This is a genomic window from Rouxiella chamberiensis, assembly GCF_026967475.1.
In the GTDB taxonomy this organism is placed as follows: Bacteria; Pseudomonadota; Gammaproteobacteria; order Enterobacterales; family Enterobacteriaceae; genus Rouxiella; species Rouxiella chamberiensis.
In genome coordinates this window covers 3,723,240-3,739,992 of the sequence record NZ_CP114058.1, presented here as the reverse complement: position 1 = coordinate 3,739,992, position 16,753 = coordinate 3,723,240, and the positions used below count along the sequence as shown (strand labels likewise).

The 16,753-nt window shown below is 54.4% G+C and carries 16 protein-coding genes and 1 pseudogene; 5 read left to right on the top strand and 12 right to left on the bottom strand.

Features of this window, described 5'->3' with window-relative positions:
- The first annotated feature begins 109 nt into the window (after positions 1-109).
- Both O1V66_RS17350 and O1V66_RS17345 read left to right on the top strand, forming a co-directional pair.
- A complete protein-coding gene (locus tag O1V66_RS17350) occupies positions 110-832 on the top strand; it encodes a 4'-phosphopantetheinyl transferase family protein (protein ID WP_045048874.1) in 723 nt (240 codons plus the stop codon).
- A 29-nt stretch (positions 833-861) separates the two neighbouring features.
- Positions 862-1,431: an NADPH-dependent FMN reductase gene (locus O1V66_RS17345; protein WP_045048875.1), complete on the top strand. Its 570-nt coding sequence runs from the start codon at positions 862-864 to the stop codon at positions 1,429-1,431.
- Positions 1,432-1,495: 64 nt separating this feature from the next.
- Here the strand turns inward: O1V66_RS17345 and O1V66_RS17340 are convergent.
- A pseudogene (locus O1V66_RS17340) lies at positions 1,496-2,709 on the bottom strand (NCS2 family permease).
- Between the two features lie 386 nt (positions 2,710-3,095).
- On the opposite strand from O1V66_RS17340, the gene yieH reads away from it, so the two are divergent.
- Both yieH and O1V66_RS17330 read left to right on the top strand, forming a co-directional pair.
- Positions 3,096-3,761 carry a 6-phosphogluconate phosphatase gene (gene yieH / locus O1V66_RS17335; protein ID WP_045048877.1) on the top strand — a complete coding sequence of 222 codons (666 nt, stop codon included), beginning with the start codon at positions 3,096-3,098 and terminating at the stop codon, positions 3,759-3,761.
- A gap of 45 nt (positions 3,762-3,806) precedes the next feature.
- Complete coding sequence (locus O1V66_RS17330; RefSeq protein ID WP_072045100.1) at positions 3,807-4,487, top strand: TetR family transcriptional regulator; 681 nt, start codon at positions 3,807-3,809, stop codon at positions 4,485-4,487.
- A gap of 72 nt (positions 4,488-4,559) precedes the next feature.
- Here the strand turns inward: O1V66_RS17330 and phoU are convergent, their stop codons facing one another.
- From phoU to O1V66_RS17285, 9 genes are all read right to left on the bottom strand, one after another.
- Complete coding sequence (gene phoU, locus O1V66_RS17325; RefSeq protein WP_045048878.1) at positions 4,560-5,300, bottom strand: phosphate signaling complex protein PhoU; 741 nt, start codon at positions 5,298-5,300, stop codon at positions 4,560-4,562.
- A 24-nt stretch (positions 5,301-5,324) separates the two neighbouring features.
- A complete protein-coding gene (gene pstB, locus O1V66_RS17320) occupies positions 5,325-6,092 on the bottom strand; it encodes a phosphate ABC transporter ATP-binding protein PstB (protein WP_414058487.1) in 768 nt (255 codons plus the stop codon).
- Positions 6,093-6,134: 42 nt separating this feature from the next.
- Complete coding sequence (gene pstA, locus O1V66_RS17315) at positions 6,135-7,022, bottom strand: phosphate ABC transporter permease PstA (RefSeq protein WP_045048880.1); 888 nt, start codon at positions 7,020-7,022, stop codon at positions 6,135-6,137.
- Position 7,023: 1 nt separating this feature from the next.
- Entirely contained in the window at positions 7,024-7,980 is a 957-nt protein-coding gene (gene pstC / locus O1V66_RS17310) for a phosphate ABC transporter permease PstC (RefSeq protein ID WP_045048881.1), read from the bottom strand.
- 173 nt (positions 7,981-8,153) lie between these two features.
- Positions 8,154-9,194, bottom strand: a complete 1,041-nt coding sequence (pstS, locus tag O1V66_RS17305) for a phosphate ABC transporter substrate-binding protein PstS (RefSeq protein WP_045048882.1) — start codon at positions 9,192-9,194, stop codon at positions 8,154-8,156.
- 200 nt (positions 9,195-9,394) lie between these two features.
- Entirely contained in the window at positions 9,395-10,942 is a 1,548-nt protein-coding gene (locus O1V66_RS17300) for an amino acid adenylation domain-containing protein (protein ID WP_045048883.1), read from the bottom strand.
- Positions 10,943-10,954: 12 nt separating this feature from the next.
- A complete protein-coding gene (locus O1V66_RS17295; RefSeq protein ID WP_045048884.1) occupies positions 10,955-12,007 on the bottom strand; it encodes a class I SAM-dependent methyltransferase in 1,053 nt (350 codons plus the stop codon).
- Complete coding sequence (locus O1V66_RS17290; protein ID WP_045048885.1) at positions 11,997-13,277, bottom strand: aminotransferase class I/II-fold pyridoxal phosphate-dependent enzyme; 1,281 nt, start codon at positions 13,275-13,277, stop codon at positions 11,997-11,999. The genes O1V66_RS17295 and O1V66_RS17290 overlap by 11 nt, the downstream gene beginning before the upstream one ends.
- A 394-nt stretch (positions 13,278-13,671) precedes the next feature.
- Positions 13,672-14,079: a winged helix-turn-helix transcriptional regulator gene (locus O1V66_RS17285; protein ID WP_045048886.1), complete on the bottom strand. Its 408-nt coding sequence runs from the start codon at positions 14,077-14,079 to the stop codon at positions 13,672-13,674.
- Positions 14,080-14,170: 91 nt separating this feature from the next.
- Between O1V66_RS17285 and O1V66_RS17280 the strand changes: the two genes are divergently transcribed.
- The gene (locus tag O1V66_RS17280; RefSeq protein ID WP_045048887.1) at positions 14,171-15,064 is read left to right on the top strand and encodes an SDR family oxidoreductase; all 894 of its coding nucleotides are present in this window, start codon (positions 14,171-14,173) and stop codon (positions 15,062-15,064) included.
- A gap of 69 nt (positions 15,065-15,133) precedes the next feature.
- Here the strand turns inward: O1V66_RS17280 and rluF are convergent, their stop codons facing one another.
- Both rluF and O1V66_RS17270 read right to left on the bottom strand, forming a co-directional pair.
- Positions 15,134-16,006 carry a 23S rRNA pseudouridine(2604) synthase RluF gene (rluF, locus tag O1V66_RS17275; protein WP_045048888.1) on the bottom strand — a complete coding sequence of 291 codons (873 nt, stop codon included), beginning with the start codon at positions 16,004-16,006 and terminating at the stop codon, positions 15,134-15,136.
- Between the two features lie 176 nt (positions 16,007-16,182).
- A complete protein-coding gene (locus O1V66_RS17270; protein WP_045048889.1) occupies positions 16,183-16,557 on the bottom strand; it encodes a VOC family protein in 375 nt (124 codons plus the stop codon).
- Positions 16,558-16,753: the final 196 nt, after the last annotated feature.

Below are 16,753 nucleotides of genomic sequence, written 5' to 3'. Positions count from 1 at the left end.
GCGGCAGCGCATTATTTGCGGATAAGTTATTTATATAATTTGCTCGGCGATCGTAGTATTGAGCGCAATTGATATAAATTTGTACGACCCATTAATCATGGAGTGAACAATGGCGTGCCACTTTGCCCGATGGAGAGTCACGGAGAGCGAGCCGGATACCCACCGCCTGCCCGCCGACGTTTTAACCTTCGCCAACACCCTTGCCCCGAAGCTGCGCCAGCGGTTTATCCACGGACGCGTGCTGCTGGCCGAACTGATGTTTTATCTGTTCGGCATGACGCAACTGCCGCAAATTATCATCCTGCCCAGTGGTCGCCCAAGCTTTGCCGCCAGCGGTCTTCCCGATTTCAGTCTCGCCTACGCCAGCAGCACGCTGGGCGTCATGCTGAGCATTGAGGGCAAGGCCGGACTCGACCTCGAAATCCTTCATGCCCGCAGCGCGCTGCATCAGACACGACAAGTCGCCTTCTCTGCCGTGGAAAAAACCTGGATAGCCGTGCAGGCCGACCCCGATGAATCCGCTTCGCAGCTGGAATGCATTCGCCAGAGCGTCCACAAACTCTCGGGGCAAACCGACATCACTGCCGATACGCTGAGTCTGCATCCCCTTTCCGGCCGATTGCGCTCCAGCATCACGCAGAACGTGCAGGTGATGAGCAACATTGAAGGCTCGATTATCTGGTCCTGCGCGCACAGCCCTGCTTTTCAGCGCCTGATTTGCTGGCACTATCATCCCGAGGAAGGATTTGTGCGCGCGCAGACTTTCTCCTCGCAGCAGCAGGTCGATTCGCTACACTTCATGAAACTAACCAGCTTACCGCCGGCCAAGTGATCGCCCTTTTCATTGCACAGGAGTCGTTTATGTCTACTCAACCACTGAAGTTCGTCACCCTGCTCGGCAGCTTGCGTAAAGGCTCGTTCAACGCCATGGTGGCGCGCACGCTGCCAAAACTGGCTCCCGAAGGTGTCACCATTGAAGCCTTGCCGTCGATTGGCGACATTCCGTTATACGATGCCGATGTTCAGCAGGAGTCGGGATTTCCGGCCACTGTGGAGAAGATGGCCGCGCTAATTCGTGAGGCGGACGGCGTCATCATCGTCACGCCGGAATACAACTATTCGGTGCCGGGCGGCCTGAAGAATGCCATCGACTGGCTGTCGCGCGTGCCGGAACAGCCTTTGGCGGGCAAGCCGGTACTGATTCAGACCAGCTCGATGGGTGCCATTGGCGGCGCGCGCTGTCAGTATCATCTGCGGCAGATTCTGGTCTTTCTGGATGCCATGGTGCTCAACAAGCCCGAATTTATGGGCGGCGTGATTCAAAACAAGGTGGATGCACAGGTGGGCGAAGTGATCGATCAAAGCACGCTGGACCATCTCACGGGCCAGCTGAGTTCGTTCTCCGACTTTACTCGCCGCTTCAAGAAGTAGACTACGAGGGTCGCGATAAAAAAAGGCCGCGAATGCGGCCTTTTTTATTTTTGCGCTGAAGCGGTTATTTGCTGTCGATAAACGCGATTTTCAGGACAAACAGCAGCGTCACGACGATCACGCACGGGCTGATTTCACGCCAGCGCCCGCTTCCGAGCTTCATCACGACGTATGAAATGAACCCAAGCGCAATGCCTTCGGTAATCGAGAAGCTGAACGGCATCATCACGGCCGTAACGAAGGCGGGTACCGCTTCGGTCAGGTCGTCCCAGGTTACGCGCGCCAGACTCGAGGTCATCAGCACGCCGACATAAATCAGCGCACCGGCGGCGGCATAACCCGGCACCATTCCGGCCAGCGGCGAAATAAAGATAACCAGCAGGAACAGAATACCGGTAACGACAGCGGTCAGGCCGGTACGCCCCCGATGGAGACGCCGGAGCAGCTTTCAATATAGGCAGTCACGGAAGAGGTGCCGATAAACGAACCGGCGACCGAACTCAGGCTGTCGACAAACAGTGCCTGCTTCATCTGCGGGAATTTGCCTTTGCTGTCGGTCAGTCCGGCCTTGTCGGTCACGCCAATCAGCGTACCGGAAGAGTCGAACAGGTTGACCAGCATGAAGGAGAAGATAATCCCGGCAAGGCCCACGTTCAGCGCGCCCTTGATATCAACCTGCCCGACAACGCTGCTTACGCTCGGCGGCATCGACCAAATACCGGCATAGTGCACGTCGCCCAGTGCCCAGCCGATAAGCGTGGTGATCACAATAGACACCAGCACGGCGGCGTGCACGTTGCGCGCGGCCAGAATGGCGATAATAAAGAAGCCCAGCGCGCCCAGCAGCACCGAATGGGAGGTCAGATGGCCGATGGCCACCAGCGTGTCGGGATTGGCGACCACGATGCCCGCGTTTTTCAGCCCCATCATGGCGATAAATAGCCCGATACCGCTGGTAATGCCGATACGCAGGCTGGCCGGAATATTGGCGATCATCCAGTAGCGCACGCGAAAGACGGTCAGCAGGAACAACCCGACCGCACCCCAGAAAATCGCGCCCATGCCGGTCTGCCAGGAAATCCCCATGGCGCCGACGACGACAAAGGCGAAGAAGGCGTTCAGGCCCATCGCCGGTGCCAGAGCAACCGGCAGATTGGCGACAAGGCCCATCAGAATGCTGCCAAAGGCGGCGATAAGACAGGTGGTCACAAACACGGCCTGCTTGTCCATGCCCGCCACGCCGAGGATCTGCGGATTGACGAACACGATATACACCATGGTCAGGAAGGTCGTGAAACCGGCGACGGTCTCGGTTCTCAGCGTGGTGCCATGTTTACTCAGTTTAAACACGCGCTCTAACAGTCCTTGCCCGGCGCTGGCGTTGTTTTGTGGTGTGCTCATTAGCGAGTTCCAAAAGGGAAAATCAGTCGGCCGCTATCCTATACCAAATGGGCCGCCGAATGAGATGAATCTGCTGCTTTTTATTGCGAATTGTCATTTTTTAACCGCTATTTCGGATGAACTGCGCGAGCAAGCTGCTTCGTTAAGCCAATTTAGTCGAATGTTTAAAGAAACAGAGAGGTCGGAACGGCGGGCCATCTTCTGTAAGATAGTGTCTGGCACCACGATTTACCCTAAGCGATAAAGCCGAAAAAGGAAGGAATATGTCTCGGATAGAATGCGTTTTCTTTGATTGTGACGGTACGCTGGTCGACAGCGAGCGCCTGTGCTGCGAGGCCTACGTGCTGATGTTCGCCCATTTTGGCGTCACTGTGTCTTATGACGTGATGTTCAAAAAATACAAAGGCGTCAAGCTGTACGAAATCATCGACATCATCAATCGCGAACATGGGCTGCAAGCCGGCAAGGAAGAGATGGAAAAGGTTTTCCGTCAGCATGTCGCGCGCCTCTTCGACGAAAAGCTGGAGCCTATCGAGGGCGCCAAAGCCCTGCTTGAGTCCATCACCGTGCCAATGTGCGTGGTCTCGAACGGCCCGGTCACCAAAATGCAGCACTCGCTCGGATTAACCGGTTTGCTGCCGTTTATGGGCGAGAAACTGTTTAGCGGCTACGACTTGCAGCGCTGGAAGCCGGATCCTGCCCTGCTTTACCATGCTGCTGATAAAATGCAGGTTCCTGTCTCTTCCTGCATACTGGTCGAAGATTCCGTTGCGGGTGTGCAGGCAGGCATTGCCGCCAATATTCCGGTGTATTATTACTGTGCCGATCCGCATAATCCGCCCATTGATCATCCCTTGGTGACAACTTTTGACGATATGCATCAGCTTGCCGCCATTTGGCGAGAAAAAGGCTACAATATCGTCAAATAAAGCCGAATGATTTAATTTTGATTCAACTTCTCGAGGGTAACCTTTTTGAAAGACACCACAGGTTTCGTTAAGGAGAAGACGCTGACTAGCCAAAGTCCCCAGACGACGGGGCGAAAGAACGATCCTATAGGCCTCAAGCAGCGTATTTTCGACAGCGCGCTGAACGAGTTTGCCGAGTCCGGACTGATGGGCGCACGGATGGAAAACATCGCCAACAATGCGGAAACCACCAAACGTATGGTGGTTTACCATTATAAATCGAAAGAAGCGCTCTACATGCAGGTTCTCGAGCATGTCTATCGCTGCCTGCGCAAACACGAGCTTGAACTCGATCTCTCTGCCTATCCCCCGGCCGAGGCTATCGTCAAGCTGGTGGAGGCCAGTTTCGATTTTCACGTGTCGCATCCTGAATTTATCCGCATCGTCTCGACCGAAAACATGCTGCGCGGCCGGTTTATTCGTCAATCCACCCATATTCGCCAGTTGAACCAGACGGCGCTGACGCTGCTGGACGATATTCTCGAACGCGGTAAAAAAGGTCATCTTTTCAAGGAAGATGCCCAGGCGCGGGACGTGCATCGGCTCATTAGCAGCCTTTGCGTGCACCAGGTCGCCAACAAGTACACCTTTGGCGCGCTGTTTGAAAATCCGGAAGAACTGGATACCCAAACCGCGCATTATCGCCAGTTGGCGGTCATGGTGGCGCTGCGTTACCTGATGATTTAGTCAGGCAGAAACAAAGAAGCCCGTTAATGGCTTAACGGGCTTCTTGATAACAGTCTGTCGCGTTGACGAAAACTAGGCCGGTTTGTTGGCGTCGCCGTCTTTATCGCCCACCAGCAGTTTGTCCAGCGCATCGCCCCCGACATGGCGGAAATCCTGCCCCTTGACGAAATAGAAGATGATTTCGCAGATATTCTGGCAGCGATCGCCGATACGCTCGATAGAGCGCGCGCAAAACAGCGCGGTCAAAATGCTCGGGATCATGCGCGGGTCTTCCATCATATAGGTCATCAATTGACGCACGATGCCTTCATATTCCTGGTCAACCTTCTTGTCTTCGCGATATACGCGGATAGCTTCGTCGAGATCCATTCGCGCAAAGGCGTCGAGCACGTCGTGCAGCATCTGCACCGTGTGACGGCCAAGCGACTCCAGGCTCACCAGCAACGGCTGATGCAGGTGCGAGAACTTCTCGAGCGCCGTGCGGCAGATTTTGTCTGCAACGTCGCCAATACGCTCCAGCTCGGAAATGGTCTTGATAATTGCCATTACCATGCGCAGATCGCTTGCGGTCGGCTGACGCTTGGCGATGATACGCACGCAGGCTTCGTCGATAGCCACTTCCATCATGTTGACCTTGTCGTCGCCCTTGATGACACGTTCGGCAAGCTCGGCGTCCTGATTGTGCATGGCCGTGATAGCGTCGGTCAGCTGCTGTTCGACCAGCCCGCCCATCGCCAGCACCTGTGTGCGGATGTGCTCGAGTTCGGCGTTGAACTGCGCAGAAATATGTTTATTAAGATTTAAATTGTCCATATTGCTCCCTTGCCTGAAAAGGCCTCAACCGTATCGGCCGGTAATGTAGTCCTCGGTCTGCTTTTGGGCAGGTGAGGTGAACAATGTGTCTGTATCGGTGTATTCGATAAGTTCGCCGAGATACATAAACGCCGTGCGATCCGAGCAACGTGCCGCCTGCTGCATGTTGTGGGTCACAATCACGACGGTATAGTCGGATTTCAGCTCGGTAATCAGTTCTTCGATACGGCCGGTGGAAATCGGGTCAAGCGCCGAGCAGGGTTCATCAAGCAGCAGCACGTCGGGACGAATGGCAATGCCCCGCGCGATGCACAGACGCTGCTGCTGGCCGCCAGAGAGGCTGTAACCGCTCTGATGCAGCTTGTCTTTCGACTCATTCCACAGCGCGGCTTTGGTCAGCGCCCACTGTACGCGCTCGTCCATATCGGTACGCGACAGCTTCTCAAACAGGCGCACGCCAAAGGCGATGTTGTCGTAAATCGACATCGGGAACGGCGTCGGTTTCTGGAACACCATGCCGACCTTGGCGCGCAGCAGCGCGATATCCTGCTTGTCGACCAGAATATTGTCGCCATCGAGCAGGATTTCACCTTCGGCGCGCTGATCGGGATACAGCTGATACATCTTGTTGAAGGTGCGCAGCAGCGTCGATTTACCGCAGCCCGAAGGACCGATAAACGCCGTCACTTCATTTTTGGCAATATCCAGTGAGATGTTCTTCAGCGCATGGAACTTACCGTAATAGAAATTCAGATCGCGGACCTGGATTTTGCTGTTGGATGCATCGGTCATTCGACTCATTCAGACATCTCTCTTAATCAATATTTTTTGTAATCACTGCTTTTTCTTGGCGAAAATCACGCGAGCAATGATGTTCAGCAGCAGTACGCACACGGTAATCAGCAAGACGCCCGCCCAGGCCATCTGCTGCCATTCCGCAAACGGGCTCATGGCAAATTTAAATATGGTGACCGGGAGGTTGGCGATAGGCTGCATCAGGTCGGTGCTCCAGAACTGGTTGGAGAGCGACGTGAAGAGCAGCGGCGCGGTTTCACCGGCAATACGCGCGATAGCCAGCAGCACACCCGTGATAATTCCGGACACGGAGGCTTTCAGCGTAATGGCCGAAATCATCTTCCATTTCGGCGTACCGAGTGCATAAGCCGCTTCACGCAGGCTGTCCGGCACCAGTTTGAGCATGTTCTCGGTCGTGCGGATAACGATGGGTACCTGCAGGAGCGCCAGCGCCAGAATGCCCGCCATGCCGGAGAAATGGCCCATTTTCGCAACCACAATGGTATAGACGAACAGCCCGACCACGATGGACGGTGCCGACAGCAGAATGTCGTTGATGAAACGAATCACTTCCGCCAGCCAGGATTTACGGCCATATTCCGCGAGATACACGCCCGCCATAATCCCGAGCGGTGTGCCGATAACGGTGGCCCAGAGGATCATCAACCCGCTGCCCGCGATGGCGTTGGCCAACCCGCCGCCCGCCGTATTCGGTGGCGGCGTATTTTCGGTGAACAGGGCAAGCGACATGCCGTCGATGCCTTTGGTCACGGTGGTAAACAGGATCCATATCAGCCAGAACAGGCCGAAAACCATCGTCGCCATCGACAGCAGCAGCGCAATACGGTTTTTCTGACGACGCCACGCCTGACGTTTGCGGCGCGACTGCAACAGCGCGTCGTTGCTTTGCATTTCGAGCGTTGCCATCTTAGCGGCCCTCATTCTTGGCGAGACGCATGATCATCAGCTTCGACAGCGCCAGCACGATAAAGGTTATCACAAACAGGATCAGACCCAGTTCCATCAGAGCAGACGTATGCAGGCCCGATGCCGCTTCGGCGAATTCGTTGGCCAGCGCCGAGGTAATGCTGTTGCCCGGCATATAGAGCGAAGCACTGTCGAGCTGGTAAGTGTTCCCGATGATAAAGGTCACCGCCATCGTTTCACCGAGCGCGCGGCCCAGCCCCAGCATGATGCCGCCGATGACCCCGTTTTTGGTGTACGGCAAAACGATACGCCAGATAACTTCCCACGTGGTGCAGCCGATGCCGTAGGCAGACTCTTTCATCATCACCGGGGTCTGCTCGAACACATCGCGCATGACGGAGGCGATATAGGGAATGATCATGATGGCGAGAATCACGCCCGCTGCCAGAATCCCGATGCCGAAGCCCGGACCCGCAAACAGCGCACCGATGATAGGCACGCCCGAGAGCACATCGCCTACTGGTTGCTGAAAGTAGGTCGCAAACAGCGGGGCGAAGACAAACAGCCCCCACATGCCGTAAACGATACTCGGGATAGCGGCCAGCAGCTCAATGGCAATACCCAGCGGGCGTTTCAGCCAGTTGGGGGCCAGTTCGGTCAGAAACAGCGAGATCCCGAAACTCACGGGCACGGCTATCAACAGCGCGATAATCGAGGTTACAAGGGTGCCGTAAATCGGCACCAGAGCACCAAATTGTTCGTTGGGAACATCCCAGGTTTTATTCCACAGGAAAGAGAAACCAAACTTTTCCATACTGGGCAGGGAAGAGATAAACAGCGAAACGATGATCCCGCCGAGCAGCAATAGCGTAATCAGCGCAGCCAGTTTAACCAGCGCGCCGAAGATAATGTCACCGTTCTTGCCTGGTGCTTTGATGGACGGCGTTTTTTCAGCCATAACACTCTCTTCTTTTCAGATTTATTTCTCCTGCGACAAGGTGTTGGCGCAAGAGAATGAGACAGTAGACTGGTACTTTATCCCAATTGAACGTCAAGCCAAAGTTATTGGCCCGGTAGCAGAACCAGCGGGCCAATGCCCGCTGCAAGCTGCCGCCGTGTAAAGCCGGAGACTTAGTTCAGGGCCTTGCCGCTGCTGTCTTTGATATTGTTCTTCCAGGCGCTCTGAATCTGGGTGACCAGAGAGTCCGGCAGGGAAGCGTAATCCAGACCGGTAGTCAGCTGGTCGCCGTTTTTATACGCCCAGTCGAAGAACTTCAGCACTTCTGCGCCTTTTGCGGCATCCTGCTGCTGCTTGTAGACCAGAATAAAGGTGGTGGACGAGATAGGCCACGCGTTATCACCTTTCTGGAAGGTCAGATCCTGGGCAAAGCTTTTGCTCCAGTCTGCGCCTTTCGCTGCCGCGCTAAACGAGGCTTCGGAAGGGGCGATGGCTTTACCGCTGGCATCCACCAGCTTGGTGTAAGTCAGGTTGTTTTGCTTGGCGTAGGCGTATTCCACATAACCGATGGAGCCCGGCAGACGCTGAACGAACGCGGCTACGCCGTCGTTGCCTTTACCGCCCAGACCCACCGGCCAGTTAACGGTCGTGCCGATGCCAATCGCGCTTTTCCAGTCGGCATTGGCCTTGGACAGGTAGCTTGTGAACACGAAGGAGGTGCCTGAACCGTCGGCGCGGCGAACCACGGCGATGTTGGTGTCTGGCAGCTTGACGTTCGGGTTCAGCCTGGTAATTTCGGCATCGTTCCACTTCTTGATTTTGCCGAGATAGATATCGCCCAGCGTTTTGCCGTCAAGCGTCAGTTCGCCCGACTTCACACCCGGAATATTCACCGCCAGTACCACGCCACCGATTACGGTCGGGAACTGGAACAGGCCATTTTTTTCGAGGTCGGCATCGCTCATCGGTGCATCGGAAGCACCGAAATCAACGGTTTTGGCGATGATCTGCTTTACACCGCCCGAAGAACCAATGCCCTGATAGTTAACCTGCACACCGGTAGCTTTTTGATAGGCATCCGCCCATTTTGCGTAAACAGGAGCCGGGAAGGTTCCGCCTGCACCCGTCAGATTGGTTGCTGCAACCGCAGAAATAGCGGTTAAAGAGAAGGTCGCTGCCACAATACCAGCGATGGTGTTACGCATCATTTTCATAATCCACTCCCGGAGGGTAAACCCTGGCAACGTCATATCATTGCGGAGGGCTATATTGATTCGACTCAAGTCGAAGCTTAGTAAAGTGTTTGGCACAGGAGGAAAATAGGACAATTGAGTGACAGTAAAATGTAGTTTATATGACAGTTTTGTGACAGCGTGCAAAAAGCCGCCACTTCATCCGGGAGGAGGTGCCTGCGTTACGCCTGTTCCTGCCGCTTCAATCCGCACATGGCCTTGAGGCGCAGCCGATCGATTTTTCCGGTTGCCGTTTTTGGCAGCACATCGAGTACAGTAAAATCAAACGGATACATATAATCGGGCAGTAATTCGGCCAGACGAACCTGCACATCGGGCAATGCAGCGTCGCCTCCGGCAAGACTGAGACAGGCGTGAAGGGTCGCGCCATATTTGTCGTGCGAAAGTGTAATAATTGCCACCTCCTCTACCGCTTCAATGGCGGCAAAGGCGTTTTCGACCTCGCCAATCTCGACGCGATAACCTCGCGTTTTCACCATGTTATCGATTCTGCCCCGATAAATTATCTCGCCCCGTTCATTGTAATAACCGTAATCGCCGGTGCGAAAGGCCAGAGTCGGATAGGCTTGGAAAGGACTTTGAATCAGTTTCTCGGCGGTTAACGACGGCGCATTGAAATACCCCGCAAACACGGTGCTGCCGCGCACCAGAATCTCGCCCATCTCTCCTTGAGGCAAGGCACGAAGCGCCTCATCGACAATATGGATTTCAGTGTCTGTTACCGGAACGCCAATAGGAATGCTGGTGGCGTTCGTCGTGGGTTGTGTGACGTGCTGGCAGGTCACGATATTGGTTTCGGTAGGCCCATAGATGTTGGCAACCGCCGCGGCGGGTAGACAATCCATCACGCGCCGCAGCCAGACCGGGGAGAAAGGCTCGCCCGCGTAGAGCAAAGTGCGCAAACTCGGCATACCGCGCGCCAGTTTGCCTTTGATAAACCAGCGAATATACGCCGACGGCACGGTATACACTACCGTAACGGTTTTTTCGCGCATAAAATTCACGACATTGAACGGCGAGTTGTCGAACCCCTCGGGAACAATAACCAGACAGGCCCCGCTGAGCAGCGTGGTAAAGATATCGAAGACCGACAGGTCGAACTGCAACGGCGCGCGGCTGAAAATTCGGTCACGGGCGTGGATGGCGAATTCCTTTTGCATCCAGACGATAAATGAGCAGGCATTGCGGTGGGTCAACATGATGCCCTTCGGGTTGCCCGTGGACCCCGAGGTATAGAGAATATAGGCCACGTTATCACTCAGGTTCGCCACCTTTTGCAGGGGAGGCGGCTCGTCTTGTTCTGCCAACGCGGGGGCTTCGAGCAAGGTAATCGGCACCGCCTGGCTGGACTGGCTTAATGCCGAGAGATAACGCGGTTGCGCCAGTACCTGTTTCAGCTCGGCGGACATTACCAGATGCTTGACCCATGTCGCCGGGGCATGAATATTGATAGGGATATAAATAATGCCCGCATAAAGCGCCCCGAGCATCGCACCGATGGCAAAGGGCGTAACGTCGGAAAGAAGACCGATATGATCGCCCTTTTTAAGCCCGCAGAGTTGAAAATAGCGCTGATAATATTCCCCGAGTTTTTCTATATCGCGATAGCGGTATTTCTTTTCGCCGTATTCGACGGCGATATTCAGGGAATAATGTTGTAACGCCTCGGCAATAATATCTGGCAGAGTCACGGCATTGAGTAATTTCATACAGAATATCCATCAATAGGTATTAATAAGCAGTTTTACCGTCCCTGCTGCGCGGGTGGATTCCACCACGCAGGAAATGGTGCCGGTGGCGATGGGCAGAATGGAAGATTGCCGGGCCGACGAGCACACCAGCCAGGCGAGTCCGCCCTCTCGCCAGCCGACGTCGTGCGTGATGACCGTCAGCAGCCCGGCATTCTTGGCCAAACCCCAGGCATTGGCCTCGATATGCCCGAGAAGGTCATGACTTCGCCCTTCTTCGATAAATCCTTGCAGCAGAAAAGGTTCGGGATAGGACGGCGGCGGCGTGGCAACCTCTTGCCGCAGAGGTGAATAGGGTGAAAAGAAAAACAGCTCGCCAATCGTTGAATGCGCAATCCGTTGGGTGAGCCTGAATCCAAATTCATTTAACAGAATCTCGAGATTTTCGGCGTCGTAGGCCAGAGATTGCAGAAATTCGCGGGAGGATATTTCCACCCCGCGCTCGGTAACACGACAGCGCAGATCGGTGCAGCCGCACTGCTGGTAATAGGCCATTCTTGCGAGCGTTGCCTGTTCGTTGCTGGCAAATCCCGAGATGATCACCTCGGTATTGCGACCTTTAAGCTCTGCCAGCACGCGAAGGGGATCGCGTAAATTTCCGAAACAGTTGAAGGGAAAGAACAGACAGCTTTTACCGGCGATGTCGATATCCGAATCAGGCAGCACGCAGTGAAGATGCTCGGCCGACAGATGCTCTATCTGCGCGCTACAGTTGGGCGGTAAGGGGCAGGCGGTTACCCTTGCCTTGCCGAGCGCCGCCAGCCAACCTACCAGCTCGATTCCGCGATAACTGACACCGTGTTTCAGCGCGACATGCAGATAGCGCCCGTAACCGCAGCCCACCTCGATAAACTGCTCGAGGGCCTCTCCGGCCTCTTCAAGATATTCCGCCACCAGCCGCTTTTCTTCAACCAGATAGGCGGCCACTTCGGGCGTTAGCATTCGCCCGTCAAACATCCGCCAGCCATTGTGTTGACCATAAAAAGTCTCGACGCGGTCGGTGCAGCGGTTTTCATCATTGGTCATAGGCATCTCCACCCGGCGTCAGCGCAACACCGGCGCGAAGCCACTGCGTTTTGATTTCACCAAACAGCGTCAGGAGGTGATCGACCTGCTGCTGGGTGTTCAGGGAAGTCAGGGTAATGCGCAGGGCTTCCTTGCCCTTGGGCATGGTCGGATAGGGACAGGCGGTAAGGAAAATGCCGTGTTGATAGAGGTATCGCGAGGCGTCGATCAGCGTTTGAGTGTTGCCGGCCCAGACGGAAATGATGGGAAACAGGGTCTGCGTCATGACGTGGAAACCCAGACCGCGAAGTCCTTCGACCAGCGAGCAGGTAAGACTATAGACCTCGATGCGGCGCACCTCGCCGACTTTGGGCAGTAGATCGAGTGCGGCGTCCAGCACGCCCAGACAGAACGGGGTTGAGGGATGGGTGTAATCCAGCGGCTTGGCATAGGCCATCAGATACTCTTTCATCTCGGGCGTGACGGCTGCAAACGCCGCGCTGGCGGCCAATCCCTTGGCGGTGCCCGCGACATACAGCGTGTTGCCGGACGGCGCGCCATAATAGTTGATGATGCCGTTGCCCCGCTTGCCGTAGGGATGCCGGGCATCGGGCTGTTCGCCGACAAAGCCGAAACCGTGGCCATCGTCGATATACAGCATGGCATTGTACTCTTCGACAAGCGGGATCAAACCCGCCAGGTCGGCGTAATCGCCGGTCATACTGTAGACACCGTCGACACAAACCATTTTGCGAGGACAATGCCGGTGGGTTTCAAGCAAGATGCCGAGCGCCTCCATGTCTCCCTGAGGAAAGCTTTTCAGGATGGCGCCCTTGTCACGCGCCATCTGCGCGGCTTGATACAGGGTCGCATGCGCCGCCTTGTCGAGCAGGATAACGTCGCCCTTCTGCACCAGTGCGGGAATAATGCCGATGCTGGTGAGCGTGGTATTGGGAAACATCAGCGTGTCCTCCGCGCCGATAAAATTCGCCAGTTTCTTTTCAAGATGCGTAAAAAGCGCGTGATAGCCCATCAGCCTTGCGCGACTGGTATGCATGCCGAACTCTCTGGCCGCCTGTACGCCGCGAGCGAGCAGTTCTTCCTGCTCGCAGTCAAAGCCGAGATAGTTGCAGGAGGCGAAATCATACAGTTTTTTGCCGTGGATATCGGTCAACTCGCGGCCTTCGGCGCGGGCGATTCTGACGTCATATTGCTGACTCTGTCTTAATACCAGAAGAAGCGGATCGCGTTCACTGGCGCTGTGTTGTAAAAAAGCCTGTTGAATAGTCATAAGTTTCTTATTGGTAGAGTAACAGAGGCGGGTAAATTCCCGAGACGATGCCGAACCCCTTTCAAGAAAAAGGAAAGTATTTATAAAGGAAATGCTATTTTTATGCTGCTGGATATTATTTCGCTATAAACATTCAGCTTTTATATTTAATAGCTACCAGCTATATAACAGAGTAATTTTATTAGAAATAAATATCTTGATAGTTAAAGTGGCCAGAAGATTAATAACCAAAAGTGCAACCACTGTAATAAACTTGGCGGGCAATAAATATCATAAAACACTTTTATTGCCGGTGGCGGGGAAATAAGTCGGCGAATAAAAAAGCCCCGCGTCATGACAGATTCACCACGCAGGGCTATGCTTTTTCATAGGATTTTTGGCAATACAGGCCAATCTAGGCTTTGTCTTGTCTGGCCTGCATGACTTCAGGCAGGTTTTCTTCTATCCAGTCTGCCAGCGAAGCGACGCGCTCGGCCGCCCCTTCGCCCAGCGGCGTTAAATTGTAAACCACATGAGGCGGGATAACCGGATACGCGGTACGGCGCACGAAGCCATCCTGTTCGAGGCGTTGCAGCGTCAGCGCCAGCATTCTTTCACTGACTCCGGTCGCTTTTCTGCGCAATTCGCTAAAACGCAGCGTACCGTCGCGCAGCGCAATCAGACAGAGCACGCCCCACAGGCTGGTGACATGATTAAACACCTCACGCGAAGGACAATCCTTGGTAGTGAGTTCTCCGCGCCGAACCTTGCCCGACAGGTTCTGCTCCTCCTGCTCCAGAGGGATTGTTTGTAAATTTTTCATTTTATCCTCACTAACATTTTTGTACGTACTTCTTTTAAGTGCGGTACTAGTTTAAGGTTTAAACATGCAAACAACAACCACGGAGTCTTCCATGAGTCATTTAATTCTTGTTACCGGTGCATCCGGCCAACTGGGTCAGGCTGTTTTGCAACATCTGACTGAAACCCTGGCAGTACCGGCAGAACGTATTGTGGCGGCCAGCCGCAATCCCGAGAAACTGGCTTCCTGGGCTGCAAAAGGTGTCGCAACCCGCGAGCTGGATTTCGAAAAACCGGAAACCTTCGCCGCCGCCTATGCGGATGTCGAACGCGCACTATTGATAAGCACCGATACGCTGGATAAGCCGGGTCACCGTCTTTTGCAGCATCGCAATGCGATTGACGGATTTGCCGCCGCGGGCATCAGGCACGTGATTTACACCTCGGCGCCCAATCCTGCCGATTCACCGCTGTTGATAGCGCCTGATCATGAGGGCACCGAGAAAGCGCTGGCCGCCAGTTCCCTTGCAGGCTGGACCGTGCTGCGTAACCACTGGTATCTGGAAAACCTGTTTATGTTCCTGAAACCGGCGCTTGCCTCCGGCTCCTGGTACACCGCCGACGAAGGCAAGGGCAGCGCCGACATCTCGCGTAACGATCTGGCGCTGGCGGCCGCAACGGTGTTGGCAGGCAACGAAACGGCCAAAAACACCTATACCCTTTCAGGAAGCCAGTCGCTGACCAAAGTCGAGATAGCATCGGCCGTGAGCGAAGCCCTTGGTAAACCGCTGGAAGTGGTACAGGTACCGCTGGAAGGGCTGGTGCAGGGAATGGTTCAGGCCGGGTTGCCAGAACCGGTGGCGCGGATTTTTGCCTCGTTCGATGCCAACACGGCGGCAGGCCGCGTGGCCGATGTTACGGGTGACTTCGAGCGCATTACGGGGCGTAAACCGCAATCCTTCTGTGAGTGGCTGCACGCCAACAAAGCCGCGCTCGCCTCGCTTTAAGCATAAAAAAGTCCGGCAGGCGTTCTGTATACGCACTCCGGACTTTTTCGGCGTCGAAACAAGAAGGGCTTAACGGCCTTTCTTTTTGCGACCCGGCTGGGCAAAACGCTTGCGCGACGCGGCGTTGCCTTCTGGTTTTTCGGCAACTTTCGGCTTTTTGATCGCCGGTTTTTTCGCGGCGGCAGGTTTGGCCTGCGCCTTCTTCGCCGGTTTATCTTCGGAAGAAGAGTTTTCAATCAGCTTGAATAACTCGATCAGTTCATCGTCGGTCAGATCACGCCATTCGCCGAGCGGAAGCCCCTTCAGATTGACGTTCATGATGCGTGTACGCTCAAGCTTGGTGACTTCAAAGCCAAAGTGTTTGCACATGCGGCGGATCTGGCGGTTAAGTCCCTGTACCAACGTAATGCGGAACACAAAAGGCGCTTCTTTCTTGACCTTGCACTTTTTGGTTACCGTGCCTAGCATCGGGACGCCAGCGCTCATGCCCTGAATAAATTCGTCGGTCACCGGCTTGTTCACGGTCACCACGTACTCTTTTTCGTGATTGTTGCCGGCACGGAGGATTTTGTTAACCAGATCGCCGTGATTGGTCAGGAAAATCAGTCCCTGCGAATCTTTATCCAGTCGACCAATCGGGAATACGCGCTTGCTGTGATTCACGAAATCACTGATGTTATCCCGCTCGCCTTCTTCCATCGTGGTAATGATGCCAACCGGCTTGTTCAGCGCAATCAGCACCAAATCTTCTTCATCGCGAGGTTCGATGAGCTGACCGTTAACTTTCACTACGTCTCCGGGAAATACCTGATCGCCAACGGCGGCACGCTTGCCGTTAATAAAAACGTTGCCCTGTTCGACATAACGATCGGCATCGCGACGAGAGCAGATGCCGCTCTCGCTAATGTATTTGTTGAGACGTATTGATTGATTGGTCAGCATGGTTCCTCCGTAAAGTGCGGACTATACCTTACCGGCGTTGGCTTGCGAAGCGCGATTGTCGCCTGACGTGTGCGGGATAACGTCTGAAAGCCTGCGAAATAAAAAAGCGCCGGGGAAGGTGCTTCATAACCCATAATATCGCGCGCGCCCTCATGAAAGTGCGCGGACGTCAGTCTTTAGCGCGTCGGACAGAAGGCGCAAAGCTTGTTACCGGAGGGATCGCGAAGATAGGCCACACATTTTCCGTCGGTTTCGCGGGTATGTGGCGGAGTCTCGACGGACGTTCCTCCATTTTCGACACCTTTGTCGTGCCATAGATGCACGTCTTCGACAGTTGCCAGCAAGAAACCGATTGTTCCGCCGTTGGCCGGGGTCGCAGGATTGCCGTCAATCGGGCGGGTAATAATGAAACGCTGATTGTTTTTGGTGTAATACGGGCGCTCCAGAGCATCTATTCCTTGCTCGTCAGTGCCGATCACACCAAAAAGTGCATCGTAGAACGTCTTTGCAGTATGCAGATCGTCAGAACCAACAACAACATGACTAAACATGGTGAATCCTTTTATCCAGTAAACAAAGCTGCGCGTTATGCATTGTTTTAACACAGATAAATAAAAAAATGAGTCATTTGGGGCGGGAAAATTCATACCACGATAAATGCAGCAGATTGAAGGATGCCAAAAGATCCCTTGTTCATTTCGGCAACAAAAAAGCCCGTCATGCGGGATTCGCATAGACGGGCTTTTT

Coding starts and splice junctions, on each gene's coding strand:
- O1V66_RS17350 (WP_045048874.1), top strand. CDS start 110: ATGGCGTGCCACTTTGCCCGATGGAGAGTCACGGAGAGCGAGCCGGAT.
- O1V66_RS17345 (WP_045048875.1), top strand. CDS start 862: ATGTCTACTCAACCACTGAAGTTCGTCACCCTGCTCGGCAGCTTGCGT.
- yieH (WP_045048877.1), top strand. CDS start 3,096: ATGTCTCGGATAGAATGCGTTTTCTTTGATTGTGACGGTACGCTGGTC.
- phoU (WP_045048878.1), bottom strand. CDS start 5,300: ATGGACAATTTAAATCTTAATAAACATATTTCTGCGCAGTTCAACGCC.
- pstB (WP_414058487.1), bottom strand. CDS start 6,092: ATGACCGATGCATCCAACAGCAAAATCCAGGTCCGCGATCTGAATTTC.
- pstA (WP_045048880.1), bottom strand. CDS start 7,022: ATGGCAACGCTCGAAATGCAAAGCAACGACGCGCTGTTGCAGTCGCGC.
- pstC (WP_045048881.1), bottom strand. CDS start 7,980: ATGGCTGAAAAAACGCCGTCCATCAAAGCACCAGGCAAGAACGGTGAC.
- pstS (WP_045048882.1), bottom strand. CDS start 9,194: ATGAAAATGATGCGTAACACCATCGCTGGTATTGTGGCAGCGACCTTC.
- O1V66_RS17300 (WP_045048883.1), bottom strand. CDS start 10,942: ATGAAATTACTCAATGCCGTGACTCTGCCAGATATTATTGCCGAGGCG.
- O1V66_RS17295 (WP_045048884.1), bottom strand. CDS start 12,007: ATGACCAATGATGAAAACCGCTGCACCGACCGCGTCGAGACTTTTTAT.
- O1V66_RS17290 (WP_045048885.1), bottom strand. CDS start 13,277: ATGACTATTCAACAGGCTTTTTTACAACACAGCGCCAGTGAACGCGAT.
- O1V66_RS17285 (WP_045048886.1), bottom strand. CDS start 14,079: ATGAAAAATTTACAAACAATCCCTCTGGAGCAGGAGGAGCAGAACCTG.
- O1V66_RS17280 (WP_045048887.1), top strand. CDS start 14,171: ATGAGTCATTTAATTCTTGTTACCGGTGCATCCGGCCAACTGGGTCAG.
- rluF (WP_045048888.1), bottom strand. CDS start 16,006: ATGCTGACCAATCAATCAATACGTCTCAACAAATACATTAGCGAGAGC.
- O1V66_RS17270 (WP_045048889.1), bottom strand. CDS start 16,557: ATGTTTAGTCATGTTGTTGTTGGTTCTGACGATCTGCATACTGCAAAG.